Source organism: Arminella tubonensis (genome assembly GCF_003240585.1).
GTDB lineage: Bacteria > Pseudomonadota > Alphaproteobacteria > Rhizobiales > Rhizobiaceae > Rhizobium > Rhizobium tubonense.
This window is the reverse complement of sequence record NZ_PCDP01000005.1, coordinates 22,717-49,093: the sequence shown is the minus strand read 5'-3', so window position 1 is coordinate 49,093 and position 26,377 is coordinate 22,717. Positions and strand designations below refer to the sequence as shown.

At 60.0% G+C, this 26,377-nt stretch carries 26 protein-coding genes and 1 tRNA gene; 17 read left to right on the top strand and 10 right to left on the bottom strand.

Going from position 1 to position 26,377, the window contains the following annotated elements; all coding sequences use genetic code 11:
• Positions 1-46 precede the first annotated feature (46 nt).
• From CPY51_RS05070 to pncB, 7 genes are all read left to right on the top strand, one after another.
• A complete protein-coding gene (locus CPY51_RS05070) occupies positions 47-1,885 on the top strand; it encodes an extracellular solute-binding protein (RefSeq protein ID WP_111159004.1) in 1,839 nt (612 codons plus the stop codon).
• 182 nt (positions 1,886-2,067) lie between these two features.
• Positions 2,068-3,159, top strand: coding sequence for a microcin C ABC transporter permease YejB (locus tag CPY51_RS05065; protein WP_111159002.1), 1,092 nt, complete (start codon positions 2,068-2,070; stop codon positions 3,157-3,159).
• A gap of 1 nt (position 3,160) precedes the next feature.
• Positions 3,161-4,309, top strand: a complete 1,149-nt coding sequence (locus CPY51_RS05060) for an ABC transporter permease (protein WP_111159000.1) — start codon at positions 3,161-3,163, stop codon at positions 4,307-4,309.
• Positions 4,306-5,943, top strand: a complete 1,638-nt coding sequence (locus CPY51_RS05055; protein WP_111158998.1) for an ABC transporter ATP-binding protein — start codon at positions 4,306-4,308, stop codon at positions 5,941-5,943. Before CPY51_RS05060 ends, CPY51_RS05055 begins: the two co-directional genes overlap by 4 nt.
• Before the next feature lie 12 nt (positions 5,944-5,955).
• Positions 5,956-6,912 (top strand): 2-hydroxyacid dehydrogenase, encoded by a 957-nt coding sequence (locus CPY51_RS05050; protein ID WP_111158996.1) that lies wholly within the window; start codon positions 5,956-5,958, stop codon positions 6,910-6,912.
• A gap of 106 nt (positions 6,913-7,018) precedes the next feature.
• Positions 7,019-7,312 carry a hypothetical protein gene (locus CPY51_RS05045; protein ID WP_111158994.1) on the top strand — a complete coding sequence of 98 codons (294 nt, stop codon included), beginning with the start codon at positions 7,019-7,021 and terminating at the stop codon, positions 7,310-7,312.
• Between the two features lie 191 nt (positions 7,313-7,503).
• A complete protein-coding gene (gene pncB, locus CPY51_RS05040; RefSeq protein WP_111158992.1) occupies positions 7,504-8,808 on the top strand; it encodes a nicotinate phosphoribosyltransferase in 1,305 nt (434 codons plus the stop codon).
• A 3-nt stretch (positions 8,809-8,811) separates the two neighbouring features.
• Here the strand turns inward: pncB and CPY51_RS05035 are convergent, their stop codons facing one another.
• Positions 8,812-9,579 (bottom strand): SDR family NAD(P)-dependent oxidoreductase, encoded by a 768-nt coding sequence (locus tag CPY51_RS05035; RefSeq protein WP_111159110.1) that lies wholly within the window; start codon positions 9,577-9,579, stop codon positions 8,812-8,814.
• A gap of 193 nt (positions 9,580-9,772) precedes the next feature.
• Here CPY51_RS05035 and CPY51_RS05030 point away from each other — a divergent pair, with 193 nt between their 5' ends.
• A complete protein-coding gene (locus tag CPY51_RS05030; protein WP_111158990.1) occupies positions 9,773-10,801 on the top strand; it encodes an aldo/keto reductase in 1,029 nt (342 codons plus the stop codon).
• Between the two features lie 10 nt (positions 10,802-10,811).
• Here CPY51_RS05030 and CPY51_RS05025 read toward each other — a convergent pair whose 3' ends face one another.
• Together CPY51_RS05025 and CPY51_RS05020 are read right to left on the bottom strand one after the other, a co-directional pair.
• Positions 10,812-11,552 carry an SDR family NAD(P)-dependent oxidoreductase gene (locus CPY51_RS05025; protein WP_111158989.1) on the bottom strand — a complete coding sequence of 247 codons (741 nt, stop codon included), beginning with the start codon at positions 11,550-11,552 and terminating at the stop codon, positions 10,812-10,814.
• A gap of 272 nt (positions 11,553-11,824) precedes the next feature.
• Positions 11,825-11,914: transfer RNA gene (locus CPY51_RS05020), tRNA-Ser, on the bottom strand.
• 230 nt (positions 11,915-12,144) lie between these two features.
• Here CPY51_RS05020 and CPY51_RS05015 point away from each other — a divergent pair.
• From CPY51_RS05015 to deoA, 9 genes are all read left to right on the top strand, one after another.
• Entirely contained in the window at positions 12,145-12,462 is a 318-nt protein-coding gene (locus CPY51_RS05015) for a hypothetical protein (RefSeq protein WP_111159108.1), read from the top strand.
• Positions 12,463-12,710: 248 nt separating this feature from the next.
• Positions 12,711-13,706, top strand: a complete 996-nt coding sequence (locus CPY51_RS05010; protein ID WP_111158987.1) for a BMP family lipoprotein — start codon at positions 12,711-12,713, stop codon at positions 13,704-13,706.
• Positions 13,707-13,784: 78 nt separating this feature from the next.
• On the top strand, positions 13,785-15,296 hold the full coding sequence (locus CPY51_RS05005) for an ABC transporter ATP-binding protein (RefSeq protein ID WP_111158985.1): 1,512 nt from the start codon (positions 13,785-13,787) through the stop codon (positions 15,294-15,296).
• A gap of 7 nt (positions 15,297-15,303) precedes the next feature.
• Positions 15,304-16,419, top strand: a complete 1,116-nt coding sequence (locus tag CPY51_RS05000; RefSeq protein ID WP_111158983.1) for an ABC transporter permease — start codon at positions 15,304-15,306, stop codon at positions 16,417-16,419.
• Positions 16,416-17,387 (top strand): ABC transporter permease, encoded by a 972-nt coding sequence (locus CPY51_RS04995; protein WP_111158981.1) that lies wholly within the window; start codon positions 16,416-16,418, stop codon positions 17,385-17,387. The genes CPY51_RS05000 and CPY51_RS04995 overlap by 4 nt, the downstream gene beginning before the upstream one ends.
• Before the next feature lie 4 nt (positions 17,388-17,391).
• Positions 17,392-17,784 (top strand): cytidine deaminase, encoded by a 393-nt coding sequence (locus CPY51_RS04990; protein ID WP_111158979.1) that lies wholly within the window; start codon positions 17,392-17,394, stop codon positions 17,782-17,784.
• On the top strand, positions 17,781-18,590 hold the full coding sequence (locus tag CPY51_RS04985) for a purine-nucleoside phosphorylase (RefSeq protein WP_111158977.1): 810 nt from the start codon (positions 17,781-17,783) through the stop codon (positions 18,588-18,590). The genes CPY51_RS04990 and CPY51_RS04985 overlap by 4 nt, the downstream gene beginning before the upstream one ends.
• Entirely contained in the window at positions 18,583-19,359 is a 777-nt protein-coding gene (deoC, locus tag CPY51_RS04980; RefSeq protein ID WP_111158975.1) for a deoxyribose-phosphate aldolase, read from the top strand. The genes CPY51_RS04985 and deoC overlap by 8 nt, the downstream gene beginning before the upstream one ends.
• A 3-nt stretch (positions 19,360-19,362) precedes the next feature.
• Positions 19,363-20,670 carry a thymidine phosphorylase gene (deoA, locus tag CPY51_RS04975; RefSeq protein ID WP_111158973.1) on the top strand — a complete coding sequence of 436 codons (1,308 nt, stop codon included), beginning with the start codon at positions 19,363-19,365 and terminating at the stop codon, positions 20,668-20,670.
• Positions 20,671-20,679: 9 nt separating this feature from the next.
• On the opposite strand, the gene CPY51_RS04970 is transcribed toward deoA, so the two are convergent.
• The 7 genes from CPY51_RS04970 to CPY51_RS04940 all read right to left on the bottom strand — a co-directional run bounded on the left by CPY51_RS04970 (position 20,680) and on the right by CPY51_RS04940 (position 26,229).
• The gene (locus CPY51_RS04970) at positions 20,680-21,204 is read right to left on the bottom strand and encodes a TIGR02281 family clan AA aspartic protease (RefSeq protein ID WP_111159106.1); all 525 of its coding nucleotides are present in this window, start codon (positions 21,202-21,204) and stop codon (positions 20,680-20,682) included.
• A gap of 165 nt (positions 21,205-21,369) precedes the next feature.
• Positions 21,370-21,999, bottom strand: a complete 630-nt coding sequence (gene upp / locus CPY51_RS04965) for a uracil phosphoribosyltransferase (protein ID WP_111158971.1) — start codon at positions 21,997-21,999, stop codon at positions 21,370-21,372.
• Between the two features lie 122 nt (positions 22,000-22,121).
• A complete protein-coding gene (locus CPY51_RS04960) occupies positions 22,122-23,090 on the bottom strand; it encodes an adenosine deaminase (RefSeq protein WP_111158969.1) in 969 nt (322 codons plus the stop codon).
• Entirely contained in the window at positions 23,087-24,307 is a 1,221-nt protein-coding gene (locus CPY51_RS04955; RefSeq protein ID WP_111158967.1) for a phosphopentomutase, read from the bottom strand. Before CPY51_RS04955 ends, CPY51_RS04960 begins: the two co-directional genes overlap by 4 nt.
• Positions 24,308-24,439: 132 nt before the next feature.
• Complete coding sequence (locus CPY51_RS04950; RefSeq protein WP_111159104.1) at positions 24,440-25,021, bottom strand: TadE/TadG family type IV pilus assembly protein; 582 nt, start codon at positions 25,019-25,021, stop codon at positions 24,440-24,442.
• A 47-nt stretch (positions 25,022-25,068) separates the two neighbouring features.
• A complete protein-coding gene (locus tag CPY51_RS04945) occupies positions 25,069-25,716 on the bottom strand; it encodes a TadE/TadG family type IV pilus assembly protein (protein ID WP_111158965.1) in 648 nt (215 codons plus the stop codon).
• 99 nt (positions 25,717-25,815) lie between these two features.
• Positions 25,816-26,229 (bottom strand): pilus assembly protein N-terminal domain-containing protein, encoded by a 414-nt coding sequence (locus tag CPY51_RS04940; protein ID WP_111158963.1) that lies wholly within the window; start codon positions 26,227-26,229, stop codon positions 25,816-25,818.
• Between the last annotated feature and the right edge of the window lie 148 nt (positions 26,230-26,377).

The window sequence follows — 26,377 nt, the reverse complement described above, 5'->3', positions numbered from 1 at the left end:
TGCCCTCATTTACCTTATGCTAACCCTCAAAAGCAGGGGATTCTGAATGGCATCGACGTGGTCGAAGACTGGCTTAGCTTGTTCTCTTATTTTCATGCTGGCGGTGCCGGCGGTGTCGCGGGCAGACGATCCGCAATTCCGGATCGGGACTGCCATCATCGGCGATCTCAAATACCCGCCAGGCTTTAAGCATTTCGACTACGTCAATCCCGATGCGCCGAAGGGTGGCGACCTGAAGCTATCGGCCTCCGGTACCTACGATACGTTCAACCCGGTACTGCAGAAGGGCGAGACCGTGGCGGGCATGACGCTGGTCTTCGACACCCTCTTGAAGACGGCGGATGACGAGACGGCGTCCTCCTATGGCCTCTTGGCCGAGGGCGTCTCCTATCCCGACGATATTTCCACCGCCACCTTCCGGCTGCGGCCCGAAGCGAAATGGGCGGATGGAACGCCGGTCACGCCTGAGGACGTCATCTTCAGTTTCGAAAGGTCCAAGGATCTCAATCCGCTCTACATGAGCTACTACGCTCACGTCACCGGCGCCGAGAAGACCGGCGACCGGGATGTCACCTTCCATTTCGACGAAAAGAACAATCGCGAACTGCCGCAGATCCTTGGCCAATTCCAGATCGTGCCGAAACACTGGTGGGAGGGCAACGGCCCGGACGGCAAGCCGCGCGACATAAGCCGCACGACGCTGGAGCCGGTCATGGGCTCGGGGCCGTATAAGATCGCCGCCTTCTCGCCGGGCTCGACGATCCGCTATGAGCTGCGCGACGACTACTGGGGAAAGGATATTCCCGTCAACGTCGGCCAGAACAACTTCCGCTCGGTCACCTACACTTATTTCGGCGATCGCGATGTCGAGTTCGAGGGCTTTCGCTCCGGCAATGTCGACTATTGGCAGGATAATCAAGCCAGCCGCTGGGCGACTGGCTATGATTTTCCGGCTGCAAAGGATGGCCGGATAAAGCGCGAGGAATTGCCGAACCCGCTGCGCGCGACGGGCGTGATGCAGGCGCTGGTGCCGAACATGCGCCGCGATCAGTTCAAGGATGAGCGCGTCCGTGAAGCGCTGAACTATGCCTATGATTTCGAAGAGCTGAACCGCACTGTATTCTTCAATCAGTATACGCGGGTCAACAGCTTCTTCTTTGGGACGGAGCTGGCCTCGTCCGGCCTGCCGCAGGGCCGCGAGCTGGAATTGTTGAACGAAGTCAAGGACAAGGTCCCGGCCTCGATCTTCACTACGCCTTACACCAACCCGGTCGCCGGCGATCCGCAGAAATTTCGTGACAATCTCCGCCACGCGATCGAGCTTTTCAAGGAAGCCGGCTACGTCCTCAAGGGCAACCAGATGGTCAATGCCAAGACCGGCCAGCCATTTTCCTTCGAGATCCTCTTGAGCAGCCCTATTCTCGAAAGGGCGACGCTCCCCTATGCGCAGAACCTGAAGAAGATCGGCATCGATGCGCGTGTCCGCACGGTCGACCCCTCGCAGTATACAAATCGCACCCGCAGCTTCGACTACGACATGATCTGGAATGTCTGGGCCGAAACAGTCAATCCGGGCAACGAGCAGGGCAATTATTGGGGCTCGGCCTCAGCCAACCGACCGGGCTCGAGAAATTTCGCAGGTATAGCCGATCCGGCTGTCGACGCGCTGATCCCGAAAATCATCCTCGCCAAGGATCGGGATGAGAAGAACGCCGCTGCGAAAGCGCTCGATCGGGTCTTGCTGGCGGGCCATTATGTTGTGCCGCTCTACTATGCCTCGACGGTCCACATTGCTTACTGGGACAAGTTCGACCGGCCGGCCCAATTGCCGGAATACTCGCTCGGCTTTCCCGATGTCTGGTGGTCCAAGGTGGCGGCAAAGTGAGCGGCCCTTGCATTGGCAAGTCGGCTGGGGTCCAAATGCCCCATGCCGAATCAGCAAGAGCGAAGCCTTGAGGATAGAAGGTTCGGCCGGCGGGCGCGCCGGCAGCAAAGGGTTGATGGTTTGACAGTAGGACGAGCGCAGGAAGGCCACGGCTTGCTCCCGCAACTGGGAGCGGAAGGCTGATGGGCGCCTATATCCTGCGACGACTGCTGCTGATGATCCCGACTGTGGTCGGCATCATGGCAATTTCATTCGCGGTCGTGCAGTTCGCGCCGGGCGGCCCGGTCGAACAGGTAATCTCCCAGCTGACCGGCCAGAGCGACAGCGCGTCGGACCGGCTTTCGGGCGGCGGCGACCTGATGGGCCAGCAATCCTTCGACGATAGCAGCTCACGCTATCGGGGCGCGCAGGGGCTCGACCCGGAACTGATCGCCAAGCTGGAAAAGCAGTTCGGCTTCGACAAGCCACCGCTGACCCGTTTCGGGGAAATGATGTGGAACTACATCCGCTTCGATTTCGGCGAGAGCTTCTTCCGCAACACTTCGGTGATCAATCTGATCCTCGACAAGATGCCGGTTTCTATCTCGCTCGGCATATGGATCCTGCTGTTTTCCTACACGATCTCGATCCCGCTCGGCATTCGCAAGGCTGTCAAGGACGGCTCGACCTTCGATGTCTGGACCTCGGGCGTCATCATCATCGGCTATGCCGTGCCGAGCTTCCTGTTCGGCATTCTGCTGATCGTGGTTTTCGCCGGTGGCTCGTTCTTCGACTGGTTTCCGCTTCGCGGCCTCGTGTCGGATAATTTCGCCAGTCTTTCCTGGTGGCAAAAGCCGCTCGACTATTTCTGGCATCTGCTTCTGCCGCTGATTTCGCTGTCGCTTGCCGCTTTTGCCACCACGACGCTGCTGACCAAGAATTCCTTTATCGAGGAGATCAAGAAGCAGTATGTGACGACCGCGCGCGCCAAGGGACTGACGGAGCACCGGGTGCTCTACGGCCACGTCTTCCGCAACGCCATGCTGATCATCATCGCGGGCTTTCCCGGCGCCTTCATCTCCGCTTTCTTCACCGGCTCGCTTTTGATCGAAAACATCTTCTCGCTCGATGGCCTCGGACGCCTGGGCTACCTCTCGGTGGTCAATCGCGACTATCCGATCGTCTTTGCAACGCTCTACATCTTCTCTCTGATGGGCCTCTTCGTCGGGCTGATTTCGGATCTCATCTACACCTGGATCGACCCGCGCATCGACTTCGAGCGGAGGGATGTCTGATATGGACAAATCGGTCGCGGCCCCGCTCGCAACGCCCATCAAGCCCCCGCGCAAGGGTCTGCTTTCGCCGCCGAACCTTCGCCGCTGGGAGAATTTCAAGGCCAATCGGCGCGGCTATTGGTCGTTCTGGCTGTTCATGGTGTTGTTCGTGCTCAGCCTTGGCGCCGAATTCCTTGCCAACGACAGGCCCATCATTGCCTCCTACAAGGGTGAAATTCTCTTCCCCGTCTTCGTCAACTATCCCGAAGACAAGTTCGGCGGCTTTCTCGCCGAAACAGACTACCGCTCGTCCTTCATCACCGACGAGATCAACGCAAACGGCTGGATGATCTGGCCACCGATCCGCTATTCCTACCAGACGGTCAATTCCAACATCCCGCATTCCGCGCCGACTGCACCCTTCTGGCTGATGAGCAAGGAAGAGCGCTGCTCGGCCTATCCGCTAAAGGCTGCCGATCCGGAATGCAGGTTGGGCAACCTCAACTGGCTCGGCACCGACGACCAGGCGCGCGATGTGACCGCGCGAATGATTTACGGTTTCCGGGTCTCGGTGCTTTTCGGCCTGGCGCTGACCATTTGCTCGGCGATCATCGGGGTGACGGCCGGTGCCGTCCAGGGCTACTTCGGCGGCTGGACGGACCTGCTGCTGCAGCGCTTCATCGAGATATGGTCGTCGATGCCTGTGCTCTATATACTCCTGATCATCGCCGCGATCCTGCCGCCCGGCTTCTTCGTGCTGCTCGGCATCATGCTGCTGTTTTCCTGGGTCGGCTTCGTCGGCATCGTCAGGGCCGAGTTCCTGCGGGCGCGCAATTTCGAGTATGTCCGCGCCGCCCGCGCGCTGGGCGTCAACAACCGCACGATCATGTACCGGCACCTGTTGCCGAACGCGATGGTGGCGACGCTCACCTTCCTGCCGTTCATCCTCTCAGGCTCGATCTCGACGCTCACATCGCTCGATTTTCTCGGCTTCGGCATGCCCCCCGGCTCGCCGTCCCTCGGCGAAATGATCGCGCAGGGCAAATCCAACCTCCAGGCCCCCTGGCTCGGCCTCACCGCATTTTTCACCATGTCGATCATGCTTTCCTTGCTGATCTTCGTGGGCGAGGCGGTGCGCGACGCCTTCGATCCGAGGAAGACGTTCCGATGAGTGCGAGTTCCGAAACCCTGCTGTCCGTCCGCGATCTTTCCGTCGATTTCCATCAGGGAGGCCGAACGTCTACCGCCGTCGATCGAATTTCCTTCGATATCGAGAAGGGCGAAGTGCTGGCGCTGGTCGGCGAGTCCGGGTCGGGCAAGTCGGTCTCGGCAAACTCGATCCTGCGCCTGCTGCCCTATCCCTCGGCGAGCCACCCGTCCGGCGAGATACTGTTCAAGGGCAGGGATCTGCTGAGGGTTTCCGACAACGAGCTGCGTGCGGTCCGCGGCAACGACATCACGATGATCTTCCAGGAGCCGATGACCTCGCTCAACCCGCTGCACTCGATCGAGAAGCAGATCGGCGAGATTCTGGCGTTGCATCAGGGGCTGACCGGCCAGGCGGCGCGCAGGCGCATCCTCGAATTGCTCAATCAAGTCGGCATCCGCGAGCCGGAAAAGCGCCTCAAGGCTTACCCGCACGAGCTTTCGGGTGGGCAGCGTCAACGTGTCATGATCGCGATGGCTCTTGCCAATCGCCCCGAATTGCTGATCGCCGACGAGCCGACCACTGCGCTCGACGTCACCGTGCAAGCCCAGATCCTGGAGCTGCTCCGCGAGCTGAAGCGCGCGCACGGCATGTCGATGCTGTTCATCACCCATGACCTCGGCATTGTCCGCAAGTTTGCCGATCGCGTCTGCGTGATGACCAAGGGCAAGATCGTCGAAACCGGCACGGTCGAGCAGGTCTTCACCAATCCGCAGCACGAATATACGCGGCATCTCCTGGCGTCCGAGCCGCGTGGCGACCCGCCGCTTGCCGATGAAAGCAAGCCTGTCGTCATGGAGGGATCGGATATCCGCGTCTGGTTCCCCATCAAATCAGGGCTGATGCGCAAGGTCGTCGATCACGTCAAGGCGGTCGACGGCATCGATCTCAGCCTGCGCGCCGGCCAGACACTCGGCGTCGTCGGCGAGAGTGGTTCCGGCAAGACGACACTCGGCCTGGCGCTGACGCGGCTGATCTCGTCGAAGGGACGAATCAGTTTCGTCGGCAAGGATATCGAGGCCTATTCCTTCACCCAGATGCGGCCGCTCCGAAACCAGCTGCAGGTGGTCTTCCAGGATCCGTACGGGTCCCTCAGCCCGCGCATGTCCGTAGGCGACATCATTGCCGAGGGGCTGAAGGTGCATGAGCGTGCCCTCTCGTCGGAAGAACGCGATCGGCGTGTCTGCTGGGCGCTGGAGGAGGTTGGCCTCGATCCTCTGACCCGCTGGCGGTTCCCGCATGAATTTTCCGGCGGACAGCGTCAGCGCATCGCGATCGCCCGCGCCATGGTGCTGAAGCCGCGTTTCGTCATGCTCGACGAGCCGACCTCCGCGCTCGACATGAGCGTTCAGGCACAAGTGGTCGACCTTCTGCGCGATCTCCAGCGCAAGCATGATCTAGCCTATCTCTTCATCAGTCATGACCTGAGGGTCGTGAAGGCACTCGCCAACGACATGATCGTCATGCGGTTTGGCAAAGTGGTGGAGAAGGGTCCATCCGCCGATATCTTCCGCGATCCGCAGCACGACTACACCAGGGCGCTTCTCGCCGCCGCTTTCAATATCGAGGCGGTAGAGACAGCCGCGATCCAGCAGTAAAGACATTTCTCCATGACTCGAAGCCCAGTCCTCGTCGATCTGAAGTTCGACCCGCAAACCATCGCCAATGCGTTGCAGAAGGCATTTCCGGATCGTGGCAGCATCAACCTCGCCGATCCGGTAAACAGCGGTGCCGATCTCGCCGATGTCGACTACGCCATCCTCTGGAAGCCGGAACGAGCGCTCTTTTCCAGGGCGCCGAACCTGAAGGTGATCTTCTCCGGCGGCGCCGGCGTCGACCACATCATGGACCTTGCCGGATTGCCGGATATTCCCGTGGTCCGTTTCGTCGACCATAGCCTGACGACGCGCATGAGCGAGTGGATCGTGCTGCAGTGCCTGACCCATCTGCGCCAGGTGGACGCCTATCGGAAACAAGCACTCGACCAGCATTGGCACGAGCTTCCCCAACCGGAAGCAAGCGAGATCACCGTCGGCGTCATGGGGCTCGGCGTGCTGGGTCTGGATGCCGTGGCGAAGTTGAAGACTATGGGGTTCGACGTCATCGGCTGGTCGCGGCGTCACAAGACAATCGACGGCGTGACAACCTACGATGCCGATAATCTGGACGCCTTTCTGCGAGAGACCGACATCCTCGTCGGATTGCTGCCACTCACGCCTGAGACCACCGGTATCTACGACAAGGCGCTATTTTCGAAACTCCGTCAGGACGGGGCGCTCGGCAAGCCGGTCTTCATCAATGCCGGCCGCGGCAAGAGTCAGAACCAGGCTGATCTGACCAACGCGCTGTCATCAGGTGTCCTCGGAGGTGCCTCGCTCGACGTTTTTGAGATCGAACCGCTGCCTGCCGAAGATCCGCTCTGGACGATGGATAATGTCGTCATTACGCCACATGCCGCAGCGGCGTCGGATGTGCGCGCGCTCTTTCGAAATGTCGAGACACAGATTGCCCGTCTCGAGCGCGGCGAGGCGTTGGAGCACGTCGTGGATCGCGCCACCGGTTACTAGCGGTTCTCCAACGGCGGAACCTTTCCTTGCGGCCTATCGTTTCCTTCAAGGAATACTGGGGCAGGCGTTCGCTTGTCTTCCGTGCAAAACCTCGAAGGAGGCAAGGATGGCGACGCATATGGAAAAGGATACTCGATGGGAAAAGTCCGACAACCAACTGCATAGCGAAGAAACGCTTCCGGAAGTCGAAGCCAAGCAGGGTCGTGGCGGCAAGAGAATCCTGACTGTCCTCCTGGCCACCCTGGTGCTCGCCTTTATCGTCTGGATACCCGTTGAGATATGGGGCAACAACAAGGCCGAACAGGCAGCGCCCCAGCCGGCGGCGCAAAACCAGATCACGACGACCGCACCAAAAGCAGCGACCGAGACACCCGCTGCCGTCGACGGACAGCATCGCTAGCCTGTTTGAAGATCGAATATCGAGCACGCCCTGTCGCAAAACCGCGGCAGGGCGTTTAATTTTGTATCAAATTTCTTTAAGCGGCTAGACTCTTTCGCCACATTTTTTGATAAGAATGCACCGCACGCGGAGCTTGCCATTAGGCTGAGGCATGGCGGCCGAGGTCCAGGCCAGGAGACAGGGCAGCAAGCATGACCAAGACGGATATCGCCACCCGCGTCTACAATCACACCTGGAAGCTCGACCCGATCGTCCGCAGCCTGATAGACACCGATTTCTATAAGCTGCTGATGCTGCAGATGATCTGGAAGCTTTATCCGGATGTCAATGCGACGTTCTCACTGATCAACCGCACGAAAACTGTCCGGCTAGCCGAGGAAATCGACGAAAAGGCGCTTCGCGAACAGCTTGATCACGCGCGCACGTTGCGCCTTTCCAAGAAGGAAATGATCTGGCTGGCGGGTAACTCGTTCTACGGCCGCGCCCAGATTTTCGAGCCGGAGTTCCTTACCTGGCTCTCGAATTTCCAGCTGCCGGAATACGAACTGACGAAACGCGACGGCCAGTATGTCCTCGATTTCCACGGCTCGTGGAAAGAGACCACCATGTGGGAAATTCCGGCGCTCGCCATCATCAACGAAATGCGCTCGCGCGCCGCGATGAAGGCGCTAGGCCCGTTTACCCTCGACGTTCTCTATGCCCGCGCCAAAGCTAAGATGTGGGAAAAGGTCGAGCGGCTGCGTCAGCTTCCCGACCTCAGGATCTCGGATTTCGGAACGCGCCGGCGGCACAGCTTCCTTTGGCAGCGCTGGTGCGTCGAGGCGCTGAAGGAAGGCGTCGGTCGGGGTTTTACCGGGACCAGCAACGTGCTTCTAGCCATGGACTCGGATCTCGAAGCTGTCGGCACCAATGCCCACGAGTTGCCGATGGTGGCCGCAGCCCTTGCCAACACCGACGCGGAGCTGGCGAACGCCCCTTACAAAGTGCTGCGCGACTGGAACCGCCTCTACGGTGGCAACCTCCTGATCGTCCTGCCGGATGCCTTCGGCACGGCAGCCTTCCTGCGCGATGCGCCGGAATGGGTTGCCGACTGGACCGGCTTCCGCCCCGACAGTGCCCCGCCGATCGAAGGCGGCGAGAAGATCGTCGCCTGGTGGAAGAAGATGGGACGCGACCCGCGGCAGAAGCTGCTGATCTTTTCCGATGGTCTCGATGTCGAGGCGATCATTCATACCTACAAGCACTTCGAGGGTCGCGTGCGAATGAGCTTCGGCTGGGGCACAAATCTCACCAATGATTTCGCCGGCTGCGCTCCGACTGAAATCAGTGGCCTGAACCCGATATCGATCGTCTGCAAGGTCATCGAAGCCAACGGCCGCCCGGCGGTCAAGCTGTCCGACAATCCGCAGAAGGCGACCGGAGAGGCCGCCGAGGTCGAGCGCTACCTGAAGTTCTTCGGTGCCGAGGACCGCATCGAGCAGCCGGTTCTCGTCTAGCGGTTACATCGCCGTAAATCCGTTGTCGACGAAGAGATGCGCACCGTTGACGAAGCTCGATTCATCGCTCGCCAGGTAAAGCGCCGCCCGCGCGACGTCCTCCGGCTCGCCGATGCGCCCCTGTTGCGCGGCGATTGCCGCATCCGAAACGTCGACACCCAGCGCCTGTAGCTCCGCGACCTCCTTCAAACCGTGAGGTGTGCGAATGAAGCCCGGGCAGACGGCATTGCACCGGATGTTGCGGTCCCTGAACTCCACGGCGATCGCGCGAGCGAACATGTGAACCGCACCCTTGGTCGTGTCGTAAAGCACCTCCATCGGCGTCGCGGCAACGGCCGAGATGGAGGAGGTGCAGACGATGGCACCTCCGCCTGCCGATAGCATCTGCGGCAATACCGCTTTGGTCATCAGGAACATCGATCGCACATTGACCGCGTGCAGCCATTCCCAGTCCTCAAGCGTGGTCTCGAGGAACGGCTTGATGACGATCGTGCCTGCATGGTTGAAGAGCACGGTGACCGGTCCGAACTGCCGCTCCACGCCGGCAACGGCCGCATTGACCTGCGTCTCATCGGAGACGTCGGCGACCCAGTGCTCGGCAATGCCGCCCATGCGGCGTATGTCTGCAACGGTCTCCGCCGCCGCCTCGCCGTTTCGGTCGATGATGGCGACGACCGCACCTTCGGCGGCAAACAGTTTTGAAGCCGCTCCGCCCATGCCCGTTGCGCCACCTGAAATAATTGCGACCTTGCCCCTCAGCCTGTCACCCATGCCTGCGTCCATCCTCGAAATTGTGGAGTTGCGATGTTAGAATAGGCTTTCGAAATGGCTTGGCAACGGTGCGCCCGTCGTCGCGAACATCGTCGGCGCCAAGACTGGCCGGATCGGCATTGAAATGTCCTTGCCGATCGGCCGCTCGAAGCGCCATATCCCACGGTCAAATTCCCAATCTGGAGATTTCAGCATGGAATATCGTTATCTCGGCGGATCCGGCTTCCGCGTTCCCGTCTTAAGCTTCGGCACCGGCACCTTCGGCGGCAAGGGCGAATTCTTCGGCGCCTGGGGCGCCACCGACGTCAAGGAGGCGAGCCGCCTGATTGATGTCTGCCTGGATGCCGGCCTCAATTTCTTCGACAGCGCCGATGTCTATTCGGGCGGCGTTGCGGAGGAGGTTCTGGGCGAAGCGATCAAGGGACGCCGTGACAAGGTGCTGATCTCGACCAAGGCAACCTTTCGCTCCGGCGATGGCGCTAACGACGTCGGCTCCTCCCGTTTTCACCTGATCGAGGCCTGTGAAAAGGCACTGAAGCGTTTGAAGACCGATCACATCGATCTCTTCCAGCTGCACGGCTTCGACGCCATGACGCCGATCGAGGAGACGCTTTCGGCTCTCGACGACCTCGTCCGCGCCGGCAAGATCCGCTATATCGGCTGCTCGAATTTCTCCGGCTGGCATCTGATGAAATCACTGGCGATAGCCGATCGCCACAACCTGTCGCGCTACGTCGCGCACCAGGCCTATTATTCGCTGATCGGTCGCGACTACGAATCCGAGCTCATGCCGCTTGCCCTCGACCAGAAGGTCGGAGCCGTCGTCTGGAGCCCGCTCGGCTGGGGCCGCCTGACCGGCAAGATCCGCCGCGGCCAGCCTCTGCCGGCAGTCAGCCGGCTGCACAAGACGGCGGAGCAGGGCCCTCAGGTTGACAACGACTATCTCTATAATGTCGTCGACGCACTCGATGACGTGGCGAAGGAGACCGGCAAGACCATTCCGCAGGTGGCGCTGAACTGGCTGCTGCAGCGCCCGACCGTCTCGAGCATCATCGTCGGTGCGCGCGACGAGACCCAGCTCCGTGACAACCTCGGTGCCATCGGCTGGAATCTGACGTCGGAACAGGTTGCGACGCTCGATGCGGCGAGTGCGCGGCCGCTAGCCTATCCCTATTGGCACCAGAGCGGCTTTCCGGAACGCAATCCATTCCCGGTCGGATGATGCAATCGTCTTAAAAACTTTCCTTGAATGGACGCAGGTCGATTTCCTGCGTCCAGGCGGATGGGTGCTGACGGTGAATATGCCAATAGGTATCGGCAATGGCATCGATATGAAGCAGGCCGTTCTCGCCCATCGCAGCAACCGCGCCGGGTCGGCCCATTCGAAGCCGTTCGCCATCGATGCCGCCATCGATGATCGTGTGGGCGACATGGATGCCGAGCGGTCCGAATTCACGCGCCATGCTCTGGCTGATCATCCGCAATCCGGCTTTGGCGGATGCGAACTGCGCAAAGCCGGCCTTGCCGCGAAGGCTTGCCGAAGCGCCGGTGAAAATCACTGTGCCGCGCCCAAGCGGCGCCAGGTGCCGGGCAGCCTCGCGCCCGACAAGGAAGCCGCCAAGGCAGCACACACGCCAGAATTCCTCGAATTGTGCCGCGCTGACCTCGCGGAAGGCAATATTGCGGTTGATGCCGGCATTGAAGACGACAAGATCCGGCGGGTCGATCCCCTCCCTGGGCGCAAATGCATTTTCGAATAGACTGACGGCGGCGCCTTCATCGGTCGCATCGGTTTCAACCGCCTCGGCACTGCCGCCGGATGCGGTTATAGCGTCGGAGACCTTGGCAATCTTCGCCAATGTCCGCCCGGCGACGATGACATGATAGCCTTCCGCAGCAAACCGGCGACACAAGGCACCGCCCAGACCCTGTTCAGCACCGACACCGACGACGATAGCGCTTGGTTTGTTCATTCTGCTGCCTCCTGGGCGTCCAGCGTTGGATGATCTGCATATCCCGTGGCTCGTACCCCGTAGAAAGCGCCGGGTGATGGGCCTCAGTTAGATGATGATCATCATTTAATTTAGTTGCGCGCTGGGCGCAAGAAATTTAGTGCCCCCGGCAAGCCTGCCGAACGCAGCCACATCGCACAGGTAGAGGCGGCGCAAAGGCCCGGCGAGCCGAAACTATTCAAGCCAAAGCTGCTATTGCGTTGTCGGTGGAAATTTGAAGCCGTGCCGTATAATGGCGGACAGGGTGGGATTCGAACCCACGGTACGCTTTCACGCACACACGCGTTCCAGGCGTGCGCCTTAAACCACTCGGCCACCTGTCCATCTGCACTTCGCATCCGGTAAAGGAGCAATCGTGGGAACGGCGCGATATATACCCATGAATTTTTCCGGAGCAACCTGAATCTAACAGTTTTTTGACTTCTCGACATAAAACTCTGCCGGGGCGTTGCATTGCGCTGGGTTGGCCTCCTATCTATTCATTCTAATGGACGACTATTGGCTCGGGCGGCCGATCGATATGGTTGGCGTGTCTGAGTGGCTGGAGGGGTCGATGCGTTTCCTTTTGCGGTTTGCGAGCCTTGTCTCGCTGGTGGTGGCGACCATTGCCGGAACGATTGATTCCATTCAGTCCGTGGCAGCCTCGGCCGTGGTGATGACGCCGATGGGCGATGCCTGGCAGGATGTCAGCCCCGCGACGCTGCAGAAGCTGCAGTCTGCCGTCTCGTTCTATCTCCACCCGCGTCTCTATACGCAGGGAATTGAGTGGCTTTTGTCTCAGCCGACCTTCGCGGTCTTCCTGGCAATCTCGCTGATCTTCTGGATGTTGGCCTACCGCAAACGCCAGGTGGCCGGGCGCTTCACCGCCTGAGAGCGCTCGGCTTGGCTATAAAAGCTGCAAGTTAACGCTTATATTGACCAAAAATCAGTCCGTTAGGCCTCGGTTTTGGCAATTCCCACAAATTTTTACCAACTGAAAAATTTCTCGTGAATTTTTCGTTTGGCCATGCAAGGATGCGCGCTAGCCAGGTCTCGGGGGAGGCCGGCGGTTCCGCAGACATGTCCGGAAAACGGGCTTGCGGGAGGACCCAACAAGATAGCAACAACAGGGCTGCACTAATGAAAAAATCCGTTTTGACCCTTTTTGCCTTGGCTGCGATGGCGGCTTCGGCGCTCGCGGCCGATATCAAGCCGGCGATCGTCTACGGCACCGGTGGCAAGTTCGACAAGTCCTTCAACGAGTCAGCCTATAACGGCGCTGAAAAGTTCAAGAAGGAAACCGGTATCGCATATCGAGACTTCGAGCCGACCGGCGACACGCAGGGCGAGCAGGCGCTGCGCAACTTTGCGAGCAAGGGCTTCAATCCGGTGATTGCCGTGTCCTTTGCCTGGACCTCGGCCCTTCAGAAGGTCGCTGCAGAATTCCCGAAGACCAAATTCGTCCTCATCGACGATAGTCTTGATCTGCCCAACGTTCGCTCCGTCAAGTACAAGGAAAACGAAGGCTCCTACGTCGCCGGTATCATGGCGGCAATGGCCTCGAAGACCGGCAAGATCGGCTTTGTCGGCGGCATGGACATCCCGTTGATCCGCAAGTTCGAGTGTGGATACGAGCAGGGCGCACGCGCTGCCAACCCGAAGATCGAAGTGCTCCAGAACATGACCGGCACGACGGATTCGGCATGGAACGACCCCGTTCGCGGCGGCGAGCTCGCCAAGAACCAGATCGACCAGGGAGCGGACGTCGTTTACGCGGCAGCCGGTGCCACCGGCCTCGGCGTGCTGCAGACGGCTGCCGACAACAAGAAGCTTTCTGTCGGCGTCGACAGCAACCAGAACTACCTGCATCCTGGCTCCGTCCTGACGTCCGTCGTCAAGCGCGTCGACCTTGCGGTCTATGATGCATTCTCCGACGCCAAGAACGGCAAGTTCACCGCTGGCACCCAGGAACTGGGTCTCAAGGAAGACGGCGTTGGCGCCGCCATGGACGACAACAACAAGTCGCTGGTCACGCCTGAAATGAAGGCTGCCGTCGACAAGGCCAAGGCCGACGTCATCTCCGGCGCCGTCAAGGTCCACGACTACACGACCGACAACACCTGCCCGAAGAGCTGATATGAAGATGGGGCGTATGGCGAACATTTCGCCATACGCCCTTTTCATATCCAGAGTTCCCATTTCTGGAGCCGTGTTGTGAGCCAATCGCCCGCCATCGAACTTGTGGGTATCGATAAGAAATTCGGTACGGTCCACGCGAATAAAGACATCAATCTGACCGTTGCCAAGGGTACGATCCACGGGATCATCGGCGAGAACGGTGCCGGCAAGTCGACACTGATGTCGATCATCTACGGCTTCTATCATGCCGACAGCGGCGAAATCCGCGTCAACGGCACTCCTGTGGTCATACGCGACAGCCAGGCCGCGATCGCCACCGGCATCGGCATGGTGCATCAGCATTTCATGCTGGTTGAAAATTTCACGGTGCTGGAAAACGTCATGCTTGGGGTCGAAGGCGGTGCGCTTCTTGCCAGGGGTGTTGCCTCCGCGCGCACCGAGCTCAAGCGGCTGGAGACCGATTACGGTCTGGAAGTCGATCCGGACGCCGTGATTGAAGAGCTGCCGGTTGGGCTGCAGCAGCGCGTCGAGATATTGAAGGCGATGTATCGCGGCGCCGAGATCCTTATTCTCGACGAGCCGACGGGCGTGCTGACGCCGGCCGAAGCGGATCATCTCTTTCGCATTCTTCGCGTCCTGCGCGATCAGGGCAAGACCGTTATCCTCATCACCCACAAGCTGCGCGAGATCATGGCGATCACTGATACGGTGTCGGTCATGCGCCGCGGCGAGATGGTTGCGACCCGCAAGACGTCGGAGACGACCGTCGAGGAGCTAGCCGAGCTGATGGTTGGTCGCCGGGTGCTGCTCCGCGTCGAGAAGGGGCCCGCCAATCCAGGTGATTTCGTTCTTTCCGTCCGTAATCTCACGGTCAAGGACAGTCGCGGCGTCGTCATGGTCGACAATGTCTCCTTCGACGTTCGCGCCGGTGAAATCGTCGGCATAGCGGGTGTCGCCGGCAACGGCCAGTCGGAACTGCTGGAGGCGCTGGCCGGCATCCGCAAACCCGCATCCGGCGAGATTCTCTTGAACGGCAAGACGATCGACAAGGTCGATCCCGCTCTCCTGCGCTCGTTGGGGCTCGCTCATATTCCAGAAGACCGGCATCACATGGGGCTGGTGTTGAAGTTCGAGGAATACGAGAACTCGGTGCTCGGCTATCATCATGATCCGGCCTACAGCAGAGGCCCGTTCCTCAATCTCGACGCGATGCGAAAGGATGCGGAGGACAAGATCAAGAAATATGACATCCGCCCGCCGAATGCGCGGTTGCGGACCGCCAATTTCTCCGGCGGCAATCAGCAGAAGATCGTCGTTGCCCGTGAGATCGAGCGCGATCCGAAGATGCTGCTGATCGGCCAGCCGACCCGCGGCGTCGACATCGGCGCCATCGAATTCATCCATCGCCGGATCATTGAGATGCGCGATGCCGGCAAGGCTATTTTGCTGGTTTCGGTGGAATTGGACGAGATCCGTGCGCTGTCTGATCGTATCCTCGTGATGTTCGCCGGCCACGTCGTCGGCGAAAAGACGGCTGACGCCGGTGAACAGACCCTCGGCCTGATGATGGCCGGCATTGCCGCATGAGGCCTAGATGAGCACTGCTTCCGTTCCGCTTCCCAATTGGATCACCTATGTCCTGATCCCGCTGGTGAACCTTGTACTGGCTTTCCTTGTGTCCGGCTTCGTTGTCTGGCTGATCGGCGAGAACCCGATCGATGCGCTGGTGCTGCTGGTGCAGGGCGCGCTCGGCAATGGTGAAGGCATCGGCTTCACGCTGTTCTATGCCACAAGCTTCATCTTTACAGGCCTCTCGGTCGCCGTCGCAGTCCATGCCGGTCTTTTCAACATAGGCTCGGAAGGCCAGGCCTATCTCGGCGGCCTCGGCTGCGCGCTAGTCGCGCTGGCGCTCGATCATTATGTTCCGTGGTATGTGACGATGCCTTTCGCAATCGTCGGTGCGGCCATCTTCGGTGCCGCGTGGGCCTTCGTTCCGGCCTGGCTTCAGGCTAAGCGCGGCAGCCACATCGTCATCACCACCATCATGTTCAATTTCATCGGCGCGCCGTTGATGGTCTATCTGCTCGCGCACGTATTGATCGTGCCCGGCAAGATGGCGCCGGAAACGAGGACCTTCCTTGAAGGCGGGCAGTTGCCGAAGCTCGATTGGCTGATGGCCATGTTCGATACCACGATCGGCTCTGCGCCACTCAACGTCTCGTTCCTGATCGCGCTGGTCATGGCCTTCCTCGTCTGGCTGCTGATCTGGCGCACCAAGCTCGGCTATGAAATGCGCACCCTCGGCCTCAGTCCGACAGCGGCGGTCTATGCCGGCATCCCCTATGCCCGCACCGTCATCATCGCCATGCTGATATCAGGCGGCCTCGCCGGCATGATGGCGCTAAACCCCGTCATGGGTTCCTCGGCGCGCCTTCAGGTCGAGTTCGTCGGTGGCGCCGGCTATGTCGGTATCGCCGTCGCCCTGATGGGCCGCAACCATCCGTTCGGCATCATCCTGGCCGCAATCCTGTTCGGCGTGCTCTACCAGGGAGGCGACGCTGTCTCCTTCGATATGCCGGAGATCAACCGCAACATGATCCTTATGATCCAGGGTCTCGTCATTCTGTTCGTCGGCGCGCTGGAATTCATGCTCCGCCCGACCTTCGTGCGGATCTATCAAACACTTGCCGGAGCGAGGGCGGTATCATGATGTATTACGATACCCTCATCAGCATTCTGGGCTCCACGATCCGGCTGTCGATCCCGCTGATATTCACCGCCCTTGCCGGCCTGTTTTCCGAGCGAGCGGGCGTCTTCGACATCGGTCTTGAAGGCAAGATGCTGGGCGGCGCCTTCGCGGCCGCAACTGTAGCCTATCTAACCGGTTCGCCGTGGCTCGGGCTGCTGGCCGCGATCGGCACATCGGTGGCATTCAGCGCCTTGCATGGCTTCGCATCGATCACAAACCGCGGCAATCAGATCATCTCTGGCGTCGCCATCAATTTCCTGGTGGCCGGTCTGACCGTGGTTCTCGGCCAGGCCTGGTTCAGCCAGGGCGGACGCACGCCGCAGCTCGGTGCCGAGGCTCGCTTCGGCGCTATCATCCTTCCGGGTGCCGAATCCCTGCGCAGCGTGCCGATCATCGGGCCGCTCTATGCCAACGTCATCTCCGGCAACAACGCTCTCACCTATCTCGCCTTCGTCGCCGTGCCACTCTCCTGGTGGATCCTTTATCGCACCCGCTTCGGCCTGCGCCTGCGGGCGGTCGGCGAAAATCCGGGCGCTGTCGATACGGCAGGGATTTCGGTTACCTGGCTCCGATATCGCGCGGTTCTTTGCGCCGGTTTTCTCTGCGGCTTCTCTGGCGCCTATCTGTCGACCGCCCAGTCTGCCGCCTTCATCGAGAACATGTCGGCCGGCAAGGGATATATCGCCCTGGCCGCGCTGATCTTTGCCAAATGGAAGCCAGTGCCCGTCATGTTTGCCTGCCTGCTCTTCGGTTTCCTTGATGCTTTCGCCAATTTCATGCAGGGCAAGGCCGTGCCTTTCATCGGCGAAGTTCCGGTGCAGTTCTTCCAGGCGTTGCCCTATGTCTTGACCTGCATCCTGCTTGCAGGTTTCATCGGCGTCGCCCATCCGCCAAAGGCCGGGGGCGTGCCCTACACAAAGGAGCGCTGATCTCATGTCGCATGATCTGTTCGAAGCAGCCCGCAACGCGATGGCCTTCGCCCACGCTCCCTATTCGAAATTTCCGGTGGGGGCAGCGATCCGCGCCGACGACGGCAAGATCTACGCGGGGGCGAATATCGAGAACCTGTCGTTCCCTCAAGGGTGGTGTGCCGAACCGACTGCGATCAGCATGATGATCATGGGCGGGGCCAGGAAGATCGTCGAGATGGCCGTCATCGCCGAGAAGCTGGCACTTTGCCCGCCCTGCGGCGGCTGCCGGCAGAAGATCGCCGAATTCGCCAGCAAGGACACCAAGATCTACCTCTGCGACGAGGTCGGCGTGAAGAAGACCATGTCGATGGAGGAAATGCTTCCCTTCGGCTTTGCGACCGAGATACTGGGATGACCGGCGTCGTCAACCTGCTCCGTGAGAAGCTCGGGGAAATGGCGCCGCGTCATGGCATCATCCTCGGCTCCGGTCTCGGCACGCTCGTCAGTGCATTGAGGAATCCGGTTCGCATGGCCTACGCGGACCTGCCGGGCTTCCCCGTCAGTGCGGTTTCCGGTCACGCCGGCGAACTTGTGGCCGGCTATCTCGGCGACGTGCCGGTCATCATGCTCTCGGGCCGCGTGCACTATTACGAGAAGGGCGATGCCAATGCGATGCGCTTGCCCATCGAGGCCCTCCTGGGCCTTGGCGTGCAGTCTCTGATATTGACGAATTCGGCCGGATCGCTGCGGGACGACATGCCGCCGGGCTCGGTGATGGAGATCACCGACCATATCAACTATTCCGGGATGAACCCGCTGGTCGGCGAGGAAAGCGATAGGCGTTTCGTCGGCATGACCAACGCCTACGACAAGGATCTGTCGGCGCGTATGCGGCTGGCGGCGGAAAAGCTCGGTATAGCGCTCTCGCAAGGCGTCTACATGTGGTTTTCCGGCCCGAGCTTCGAAACGCCGGCTGAGATTCGCATGGCGCGGATTCTCGGAGCGGATGCAGTCGGGATGTCGACCGTTCCTGAAGTTATTCTCGCGCGTCTTTTCGGCCTAAGGGTTGTGGCGGCTTCGGTCATCACTAACTATGGTGCCGGCATGACCGGCAGCGAACTCACGCATGAGGAAACGAAAGACATGGCGCCCGTCGGTGGCGCTCGTCTTGCCGCAATCTTGAAAGAGATGATTGCGGGCGGAGGAAACGACAGTGAATAACAATCATTCTCTGAGAGAGACCGCGGCGGTTGCCTTGTCTCTTCTCGATCTCACCAATTTGAAGGACGACTGCACCGATGCGCAGATCGTGACGCTTTGCGCCCGCGCGCAGACCCCTTTCGGCAACAGCGCCGCCATCTGCATCTGGCCGCGTTTCGTGGCGCAAGCCCGCGGCCTTCTTGGCCCGGAACACCCCGTCAGGATAGCAACAGTGGTGAATTTTCCAGCCGGCGACATGGAAATCGCCGATGTCGCGGCTGAAGCGCGGGAAGCAATCGCCGACGGCGCCGATGAGATCGATCTCGTCATCCCCTATCGCGCGTTGCTCGCCGGCGACGAACAGGCCGTCATCGATATGGTAACGGCAGTGCGCGCCGAATGCACATCGCCAACGCTCCTGAAGGTCATCCTCGAGACCGGCGAACTCAAGGACGTGGCGCTGATCCAGCGCGCCTCCGAACTGGCGATCGACGCCGGCGCCGACTTCATCAAGACATCGACCGGCAAGGTCGCCGTCAACGCAACGCTGGAAACCGCCGACATCATGCTGCGGGCAATTCGTCACAGCGGCCGCAAGGTCGGCTTCAAGCCGGCGGGGGGAATTGGCTCGGTGAACGAAGCTGCTCTCTACCTGAGCCTTGCCGAGACGATCATGACGCCGGACTGGGCAATGCCGTCGACCTTCCGTTTCGGCGCATCGGGCCTGCTCGATGACATCCTTGCTGTATTGAGCGGCGGTGAATCGACTACGCTCGCTGCCGGCTATTGAACGATGATTCCCCAGGAGATCATCAAGCGGAAGCGTGACGGCAGCGCACTGTCGGTCGCCGACATCGAGGGTTTCATTGGTGCCCTTGCGAAAAATGAGCTTGCCGAAAGCCAGATAGGCGCTTTTGCCATGGCAGTCTGGTTTTGCGGGATGTCGCGCGAGGAAACCGTCGCGCTGACGCTGGCGATGGCGCGCTCCGGCGACACCCTGTCATGGTCCGGTATCGGACGACCCATTGCCGACAAGCATTCGACCGGCGGCATCGGCGACAACGTCTCGCTGATGCTGGCGCCGATCGCGGCCGCCTGCGGGCTTGCGGTACCGATGATCTCCGGTCGTGGCCTCGGCCACACGGGCGGCACGCTCGACAAACTGGAATCGATCCCGGGTTACACCATCACGCCGGATGCAACTCGCTTCCGCAAGGTTGTCGAAGAGGTCGGCTGCGCCATCATCGGCCAGACAGGATCGCTGGCGCCTGCGGACGGCAGGCTCTATGCGGTGCGGGATGTGACGGCAACTGTCGATAGCGTGCCGCTGATCACCGCATCCATCCTGTCGAAGAAGCTGGCGGCCGGCCTCGAAACACTGGTGCTCGACGTGAAAGTCGGCAACGGCGCTTTCATGACGAGCCGGGAGGAAGCGGAAACACTGGCCCGTTCCCTGGTGGATGTCGCCAATGGTGCCGGCGTGAAAACATCTGCACTGATAACCGACATGAACCAGCCTCTCGCGGATGCTGCCGGAAACGTGGTCGAGCTGCGTCATTGCCTCGATTTCCTGGCGGGCAGGAAATCGAGTACGCGCATCGAGGCGGTCGTCCTAGCTTTCGCAGCGGAAATGCTTTTCAGCTCGAAGTTGGCGACGTCGCTGCCCGAGGGCGAGGCCATGGCCCGGCGAGCGCTGTCCTCGGGCAAAGCTGCTGAAGTCTTCAGTCGAATGGTCCACGGGCTCGGTGGTCCGGCCGACCTTCTGGAAAACCCCGACAGATATCTCCAATCAGCGCCGGTCCGGCGTCCGGTCCTCGCCAGCGCGGATGGTTGGCTCGCTGCATGCGATGCACGCGCCATCGGCATGAGCGTTATCGACCTCGGCGGCGGCCGTCGCCGTCCGCAGGACGAGATTGACCACCGGGTCGGCTTCACGGATATTCTCGCGCTCGGGACTGAGGTCCGCAAGGGCGACGAGATCGCAACCGTTCACGCGGTCGATGAGGCATCCGCTGAAAGGGCATCGGCCGAAATTGCCGCCAGCTATCGGATAGCGGAAATGCAGCCGGAACTGACTCCGATAATCGTCCACCGTCTTTGAAGGGTTTCCCTACTCGGTAAGACGCAACGCCCCATCTTCGACACTGTAGGAAGCGAGCCGCTTCAGGAAGCTCACGCCGATCAGCGTCGAGCTCAATGCGGAGTCTCTCAGCACCAGGGCATCGACATCGCGCACCCGAATAGGGCCGATCTCGATCCGATCGAGCCTGACAAATGCCGCCTTCGTCTCTCCGTTGGCGGTATTTACGGAATTGCGGAAATCGAGATTCGCAGCGCCAAAGCCAAGGTGGCGCGCTGTGCTCTCGTTGACGGCGACATAGGTCGCGCCCGTGTCGATCAAGCCTTGAACCGGTTTGCCGTTGATCTTGAAATCGGCAGTATAGTGGCCCTGCGTGTTTGCCTTCAGCCGGACATTGCCGTGCGGGTCGACATCCATCGGCTGCTGTTGCGGCATGGCTACGCTCAAGACTGAAGTCTGGGGATCGGTAGCCGGGATGCCTTTTTCAAGAAAAGACGGGACTTCCGCAGCGACAATGGCGATTACGCCGGCAAAAACAAGAACTCGCACGAGCATCAACAAGAATCCTTCCTGTACGAACCTCCACTTCATGCGAGGCGTGATGATCCGCTATCCTTAATCCGCGAATACTGACAAGTTGCTAATGCGGTCGCAAAAAAAGCCCGGCGGTGCGATTTGCCGGGCCTACGTCAGCAGATATGCCGTTAATGGGCAGTCAGTTCACTTCGTCCCATACATGCGGTCACCGGCATCGCCGAGACCGGGAACGATATAGCCCTTCTCGTTGAGGTGGCTGTCGATAGACGCGGTATAGACCGGCACATCGGGATGAGCGGCGCGAAAATTCGCAAGACCTTCAGGCGCTGCAAGCAGGCAGAGGAAGCGGATATTGTGTGCGCCACGTTCCTTCAGCTTGTCGATCGCCGCGATCGAGGAGTTACCCGTGGCAAGCATCGGGTCGACCACAATGATCAGCCGTTCCGCAATGTCTTCCGGCGCCTTGAAATAATATTCGACCGGTTGCAGGGTTTCATGGTCGCGATAGACGCCGATATGCGAGACGCGCGCCGAGGGGACGAGGTCGAGCATCCCTTCGAGCAGTCCGTTGCCAGCGCGCAGGATAGAGGCGAAGACCAGCTTCTTGCCCTCGAGGATCGGCGATTCCATCGTCTGCAACGGGGTCTCTATCGTCTCCATGGTGAGTTCGAGGTCACGAGTGACCTCGTAGCAGAGCAACGTCGATATCTCTCGCAACAAGCGGCGGAAACTTCCCGTCGACGTGTCCTTGCGCCGCATGATGGTGAGCTTGTGCTGCACAAGCGGATGATCGATGACAGTGACGCCGTCCATGGTTTCAGCCTTCCGACAATTTCCTCGTATCAGACGTTTCTTTCACGGAATTCGATCCGGCCGCAAGAGAATAGGCTGATTTCGTCCGACGTCATCCCCAGTCTCCGGGCGCTTGAGCACCCTCATATCTTCGCAAGCAGTGCCCGTCGCGTTTCCTCATCGACAAATGCGGCTTCGATCGCAGTACGCGTCATCGCGTTGATCTCGTCGTCGCTAAAGCCGAAGGCAGTGGAGGCGAGATCATATTCTCGCTTCAGCGAGGTATGGAAGAACGGCGGATCATCGGAATTGAGAGTGACGCGAACGCCCGCATCCCTGAGCGCCCGCAGGGGATGCGAGGCGAAATCGGGAAAGACGCCGAGCGCGATATTGGAGCCGGGGCAAACCTCGAGCACTGTGCCGAGATCGGCAAGCCGCTTCACCAGATCCGCATCCTCGACGGCGCGTACGCCATGGCCGATCCGCGACGGCTTCACGAGATCGATCGCGTCGGCAACGCTGAAGGCACCGCAGATTTCGCCGGCATGAATGGTGATGCCGAGGCCGGCTTCCCGTGCGATATCGAATGCACGCGCATAGTCCGCCACGCGCCCCATGCGCTCCTCGCCGGCCATGTTGAAACCGGTAATGAGCGGATTGTCGCTTTTTGCCGCATATTCGGCAGCGTTGATGACGCGCTCGGGACCGAAGTGCCGCTCGCCGGTGACGATCAATCGCGCCTCGATGCCGGACTTCGCCTTTGCCGCACGGATGCCGGCCGAAACGCCCGACATGTAGGCGTCGGCCCCAAGCCCGATGCGATCGCCGTGATCAGGCGAGACGATCAGCTCGCTGTAGATCGTCCCGATGCCAGCCAGTTCATCGAGATAGGCCTCGGTCAGAAGCGCATAATCTTCTTCTGTCCGATAGACTTCCGAAACTTTGTCGTAGGCGACCAGGAATTCCGCGAAATCGTTCCAGAGATAGATGCCGTCGCGCATGAAACCGCTGGTGTCGACGTTGTATTTCTGCGCCTGGCTTTGGGTAAGCGATGGGGGAGCAGCGCCTTCCAGATGGCAATGCAGCTCGACCTTCCTCAAATGCGATGTCACAGGAAACTCCTTCCATGCGGCCCGGCCTTTATGCCGAGATGATATGCTATCGTTTCGCCGATATCGGCATAGGTGGAGCGGATACCGATGGAGCGGGAGCGGAGACCTGGTCCATAGGCGATGATCGGCACCCGTTCCCGGGTATGGTCAGTACCACGCCAGGTCGGGTCGCAACCGTGGTCGGCCGTCATGATCACGAGGTCGCCGGGTTTCAGCTTGCGATACACTTCCGGCAACCGGGCATCGAACGCCTCCAGCGCCGCGGCGTATCCCGGAACATTCCGCCGGTGACCATAGATCATGTCGAAGTCGACGAAATTGGTGAAAACGAGGTCGCCGTCGGCAGCGGTTTCCATGGCCTCGAGTGTCGCGTCCATCAGCGCCGCGTTGCCGTTGGCCTTTATGACTGACGACACGCCCTGATGTGCAAAGATGTCGCCGATCTTGCCGACGGCATGCACTGTCCGCCCGTCCGCGACCAGCCGGTCGAGCAATGTAGGCTCCGGCGGCGGAACCGAGAAATCGCGGCGATTTCCGGTGCGCTCGAACGTCGCCCGCGTCTCACCCAGGAAGGGGCGAGCGATAACCCTGCCGATATTGTAAGGATCGAGCAGGGTGCGTGCGATCTGGCTGAGGTGCATCAGCCTTTCCAGTCCGAAATGCTTTTCGTGCGCGGCAATCTGGAAGACCGAATCCGACGAGGTGTAGCAGATCGGCTTGCCGCTTCGGATGTGCTCCTCACCATATTTGTCGATGATGTCGGTGCCCGAGGCATGGCAATTGCCGAGAATGCCGGGCAGGTCGGCGGCCTGGCAGAGTGTGTTGACCAGTTCGGGGGGAAAAGCGTCGCCTTCCAAAGGGAAATAGCCCCAGTCGAACGAAACAGGCGTGCCGGCGATTTCCCAATGACCGGACGGCGTATCCTTGCCGCGCGATATTTCGTTGGCGCAGCCGTAGAGCCCGTAGACGCGCTCCGGCATCGGCATCCCGGCTGGATAGTTGCCGGTGGCCGTTTTGGCGATCTGGAGTAGTCCTAGCGCCGACATGTTGGGAAGCATCAGCGGACCGGAGCGCAAGCCTTCGCGATCACCGGCGCCCGCCGCGCAAAACTCGGCGATATGACCGAGCGTATTGGCTCCTTCATCGCCATAGGCCGCAGCATCGGGAGCGCCGCCGATGCCGAAGGAATCCAGAACAAAAAGGAAGGCACGCGCCATATTCCACCCAAGCGTTTTTTATTCGGCGCGATAGGGCTCGCTCCCGCGTGCCGTCGCCGTATTGACGGTCACCCATATAACGGGCGCGCTGGCTTGGCAATTTTCATATTCGACGTGAGATGGGGCTGCCGCTCAGCAATCGTTGCAGGGGATCGATGTGCCCTGCCGCTGGCGATAAAAATATTGCCGTTGGATACTGATCGTGTTGGTCCCCGACGGGAGGAAGCCGGTTCCAAAGGTCGGGAGCGCATAGGGAACGCTGAGTTCGGTACGAACAAGGAACGAGCTCGGCGTGCTCAAGTCAGTCGGCACTGTCACGGGACTGTTTACGACATAAGGCTTGCTGCCATCCTGAGCCCAGGACCAGGTAACCGTCCCCTTGCCGCTTGCATCGATCGTGATGCCTGAAATTTTCAGAGTGAGGCCGGTCGTGCCGAATGGCGCGAAGGTTGCGGTGGCAACGGCAGGCATGGTGGCCAGGAAAGTCTTGTTGATCGATGGCGACTGCTGCGTGACAATGTCTGCGATGGTGCCGGCCGACCGGCTGGCGCGTTTGGCAAAGCTCAGGGCGATGGTCGTTTCTGCTGCCCCCAGGTAGAGCAACAGCAGGACCGGTACGATAATCGCGAATTCAATCGCGCCGACGCCCCGACGGTCCCTCCCGAAGAGACGAAGCAGAGTGCCAAGCCGGGTCGACAGCAGTCTGTGCGTCAGTGCATTTGCGGTCGCGGACCGCTCGCTGTGCTCGTCCAAAGGCGCCCTCAAGGGTATTTTTCATTCTGGAAAACGGACGTTGCGACGATGAGGTAGTCCGTCGGGACGGAGCCGGTAGTACGAATTGTGGTGATATAAGGCCGGACGATATCGGCCGTGATCTGCCAGCGGTAATAGGCCCGCAACATATTGGTCGTGCTAGGACCGCCGGGCGCATATTTGAATCCGCTGAAGTTGATGTCGGAATACTGCGCGGTGGTTGCATAAGGGATAGCGGTCGGAATTGCCCCAAACGAAGTATAGGTTTCCACGTCGAGATAGAGTTTTGAGAGCTTCGAGGGCGGTCCGGAAATGTCGAGCGCCGAACAGGCAATCAGGATCGAAATTTCGTTGCAGAAAGCCTGGCGGAATTCAAAGTCCTTTTTGTCGGTACTCCGGCCCATGTTGTATGTGATCTGACCGGTACGAAGCTGACGTCCCAAGGTGTCGACTGCGTTGGTCACCAGCTGTTCGGCAGTAAAAGCGACGAATGTCTCGATAATGGCAAAGATGATCATGAAATAGGGAACGGCGAGCAGTGCAAATTCGATCGCCGTCGCTCCGTCCTTGGAACGCAGCAGCCGGCGCAGTTTGCTCAACGAGGCAGGGTGCCGCGTTTCAGCGGTTTCGTCTGCCTCATGATCATCTGCCTTCATACCGGTATCCGAATCTGTTTGCGTTCGGCGCCAGCCTAACGGGCCTTTGTTGATATTCCGTTTCTCCGTTCACCCGCAGTTTAGGGATATTTACCACCCTCACGGGCTGGCGGGCGCAGCAGCGGTACTCTGTTGTGCATGCACCTCGCAGTTCGGGGTGCAGGAGAGGACGGAACGATCGGTCTGTCGGTAGACACGAACCGTATTGCCCTCGTCTATCGATACCAGGATGCGTTCGTCGACAATCGCATTGCCGTCGGCGTCCAGAAGGACAATGTTTGTCGTCCCGAAGTTGCGACCGGTGAGGACAATCGTCTTCGGGTCCGCAACGGTCGCATCGGCAACTTGCGCGTTGCCGACGATGACTTTGCTGACCGGGCGGTCGAGTTTCAGAATGCGCGCATGGTCCATATAGACCCGCAGCATGTCGTCCTGTGCCTGCGCAAGATGCGGCAGCAGGCCGGTCACCGCGAGGGAGCAGGCAAGAAAGGCGGTATTGCCGCGGGTTGACATTGGCTGGCCTCATAGCGGCGATTTGATGGACGGTTACGCGATACAATGAAAAAGAATAGTGAACGAACCGTTAAGGAGCCGAAATTCTGTATAAAACAGAGGCAACTTGTCGGTTTAGAGTATTCAATATGGGATTCAGCTTGGTGTT

Excerpts from the sequence above, each read along its gene's own strand:
- CPY51_RS05070 (WP_111159004.1), top strand. The coding sequence starts at position 47 with ATGGCATCGACGTGGTCGAAGACTGGCTTAGCTTGTTCTCTTATTTTC.
- CPY51_RS05065 (WP_111159002.1), top strand. The coding sequence starts at position 2,068 with ATGGGCGCCTATATCCTGCGACGACTGCTGCTGATGATCCCGACTGTG.
- CPY51_RS05060 (WP_111159000.1), top strand. The coding sequence starts at position 3,161 with ATGGACAAATCGGTCGCGGCCCCGCTCGCAACGCCCATCAAGCCCCCG.
- CPY51_RS05055 (WP_111158998.1), top strand. The coding sequence starts at position 4,306 with ATGAGTGCGAGTTCCGAAACCCTGCTGTCCGTCCGCGATCTTTCCGTC.
- CPY51_RS05050 (WP_111158996.1), top strand. The coding sequence starts at position 5,956 with ATGACTCGAAGCCCAGTCCTCGTCGATCTGAAGTTCGACCCGCAAACC.
- CPY51_RS05045 (WP_111158994.1), top strand. The coding sequence starts at position 7,019 with ATGGCGACGCATATGGAAAAGGATACTCGATGGGAAAAGTCCGACAAC.
- pncB (WP_111158992.1), top strand. The coding sequence starts at position 7,504 with ATGACCAAGACGGATATCGCCACCCGCGTCTACAATCACACCTGGAAG.
- CPY51_RS05035 (WP_111159110.1), bottom strand. The coding sequence starts at position 9,579 with ATGGGTGACAGGCTGAGGGGCAAGGTCGCAATTATTTCAGGTGGCGCA.
- CPY51_RS05030 (WP_111158990.1), top strand. The coding sequence starts at position 9,773 with ATGGAATATCGTTATCTCGGCGGATCCGGCTTCCGCGTTCCCGTCTTA.
- CPY51_RS05025 (WP_111158989.1), bottom strand. The coding sequence starts at position 11,552 with ATGAACAAACCAAGCGCTATCGTCGTCGGTGTCGGTGCTGAACAGGGT.
- CPY51_RS05015 (WP_111159108.1), top strand. The coding sequence starts at position 12,145 with ATGCGTTTCCTTTTGCGGTTTGCGAGCCTTGTCTCGCTGGTGGTGGCG.
- CPY51_RS05010 (WP_111158987.1), top strand. The coding sequence starts at position 12,711 with ATGAAAAAATCCGTTTTGACCCTTTTTGCCTTGGCTGCGATGGCGGCT.
- CPY51_RS05000 (WP_111158983.1), top strand. The coding sequence starts at position 15,304 with ATGAGCACTGCTTCCGTTCCGCTTCCCAATTGGATCACCTATGTCCTG.
- CPY51_RS04995 (WP_111158981.1), top strand. The coding sequence starts at position 16,416 with ATGATGTATTACGATACCCTCATCAGCATTCTGGGCTCCACGATCCGG.
- CPY51_RS04990 (WP_111158979.1), top strand. The coding sequence starts at position 17,392 with ATGTCGCATGATCTGTTCGAAGCAGCCCGCAACGCGATGGCCTTCGCC.
- CPY51_RS04985 (WP_111158977.1), top strand. The coding sequence starts at position 17,781 with ATGACCGGCGTCGTCAACCTGCTCCGTGAGAAGCTCGGGGAAATGGCG.
- deoA (WP_111158973.1), top strand. The coding sequence starts at position 19,363 with ATGATTCCCCAGGAGATCATCAAGCGGAAGCGTGACGGCAGCGCACTG.
- CPY51_RS04970 (WP_111159106.1), bottom strand. The coding sequence starts at position 21,204 with ATGCTCGTGCGAGTTCTTGTTTTTGCCGGCGTAATCGCCATTGTCGCT.
- upp (WP_111158971.1), bottom strand. The coding sequence starts at position 21,999 with ATGGACGGCGTCACTGTCATCGATCATCCGCTTGTGCAGCACAAGCTC.
- CPY51_RS04955 (WP_111158967.1), bottom strand. The coding sequence starts at position 24,307 with ATGGCGCGTGCCTTCCTTTTTGTTCTGGATTCCTTCGGCATCGGCGGC.
- CPY51_RS04945 (WP_111158965.1), bottom strand. The coding sequence starts at position 25,716 with ATGAAGGCAGATGATCATGAGGCAGACGAAACCGCTGAAACGCGGCAC.
- CPY51_RS04940 (WP_111158963.1), bottom strand. The coding sequence starts at position 26,229 with ATGTCAACCCGCGGCAATACCGCCTTTCTTGCCTGCTCCCTCGCGGTG.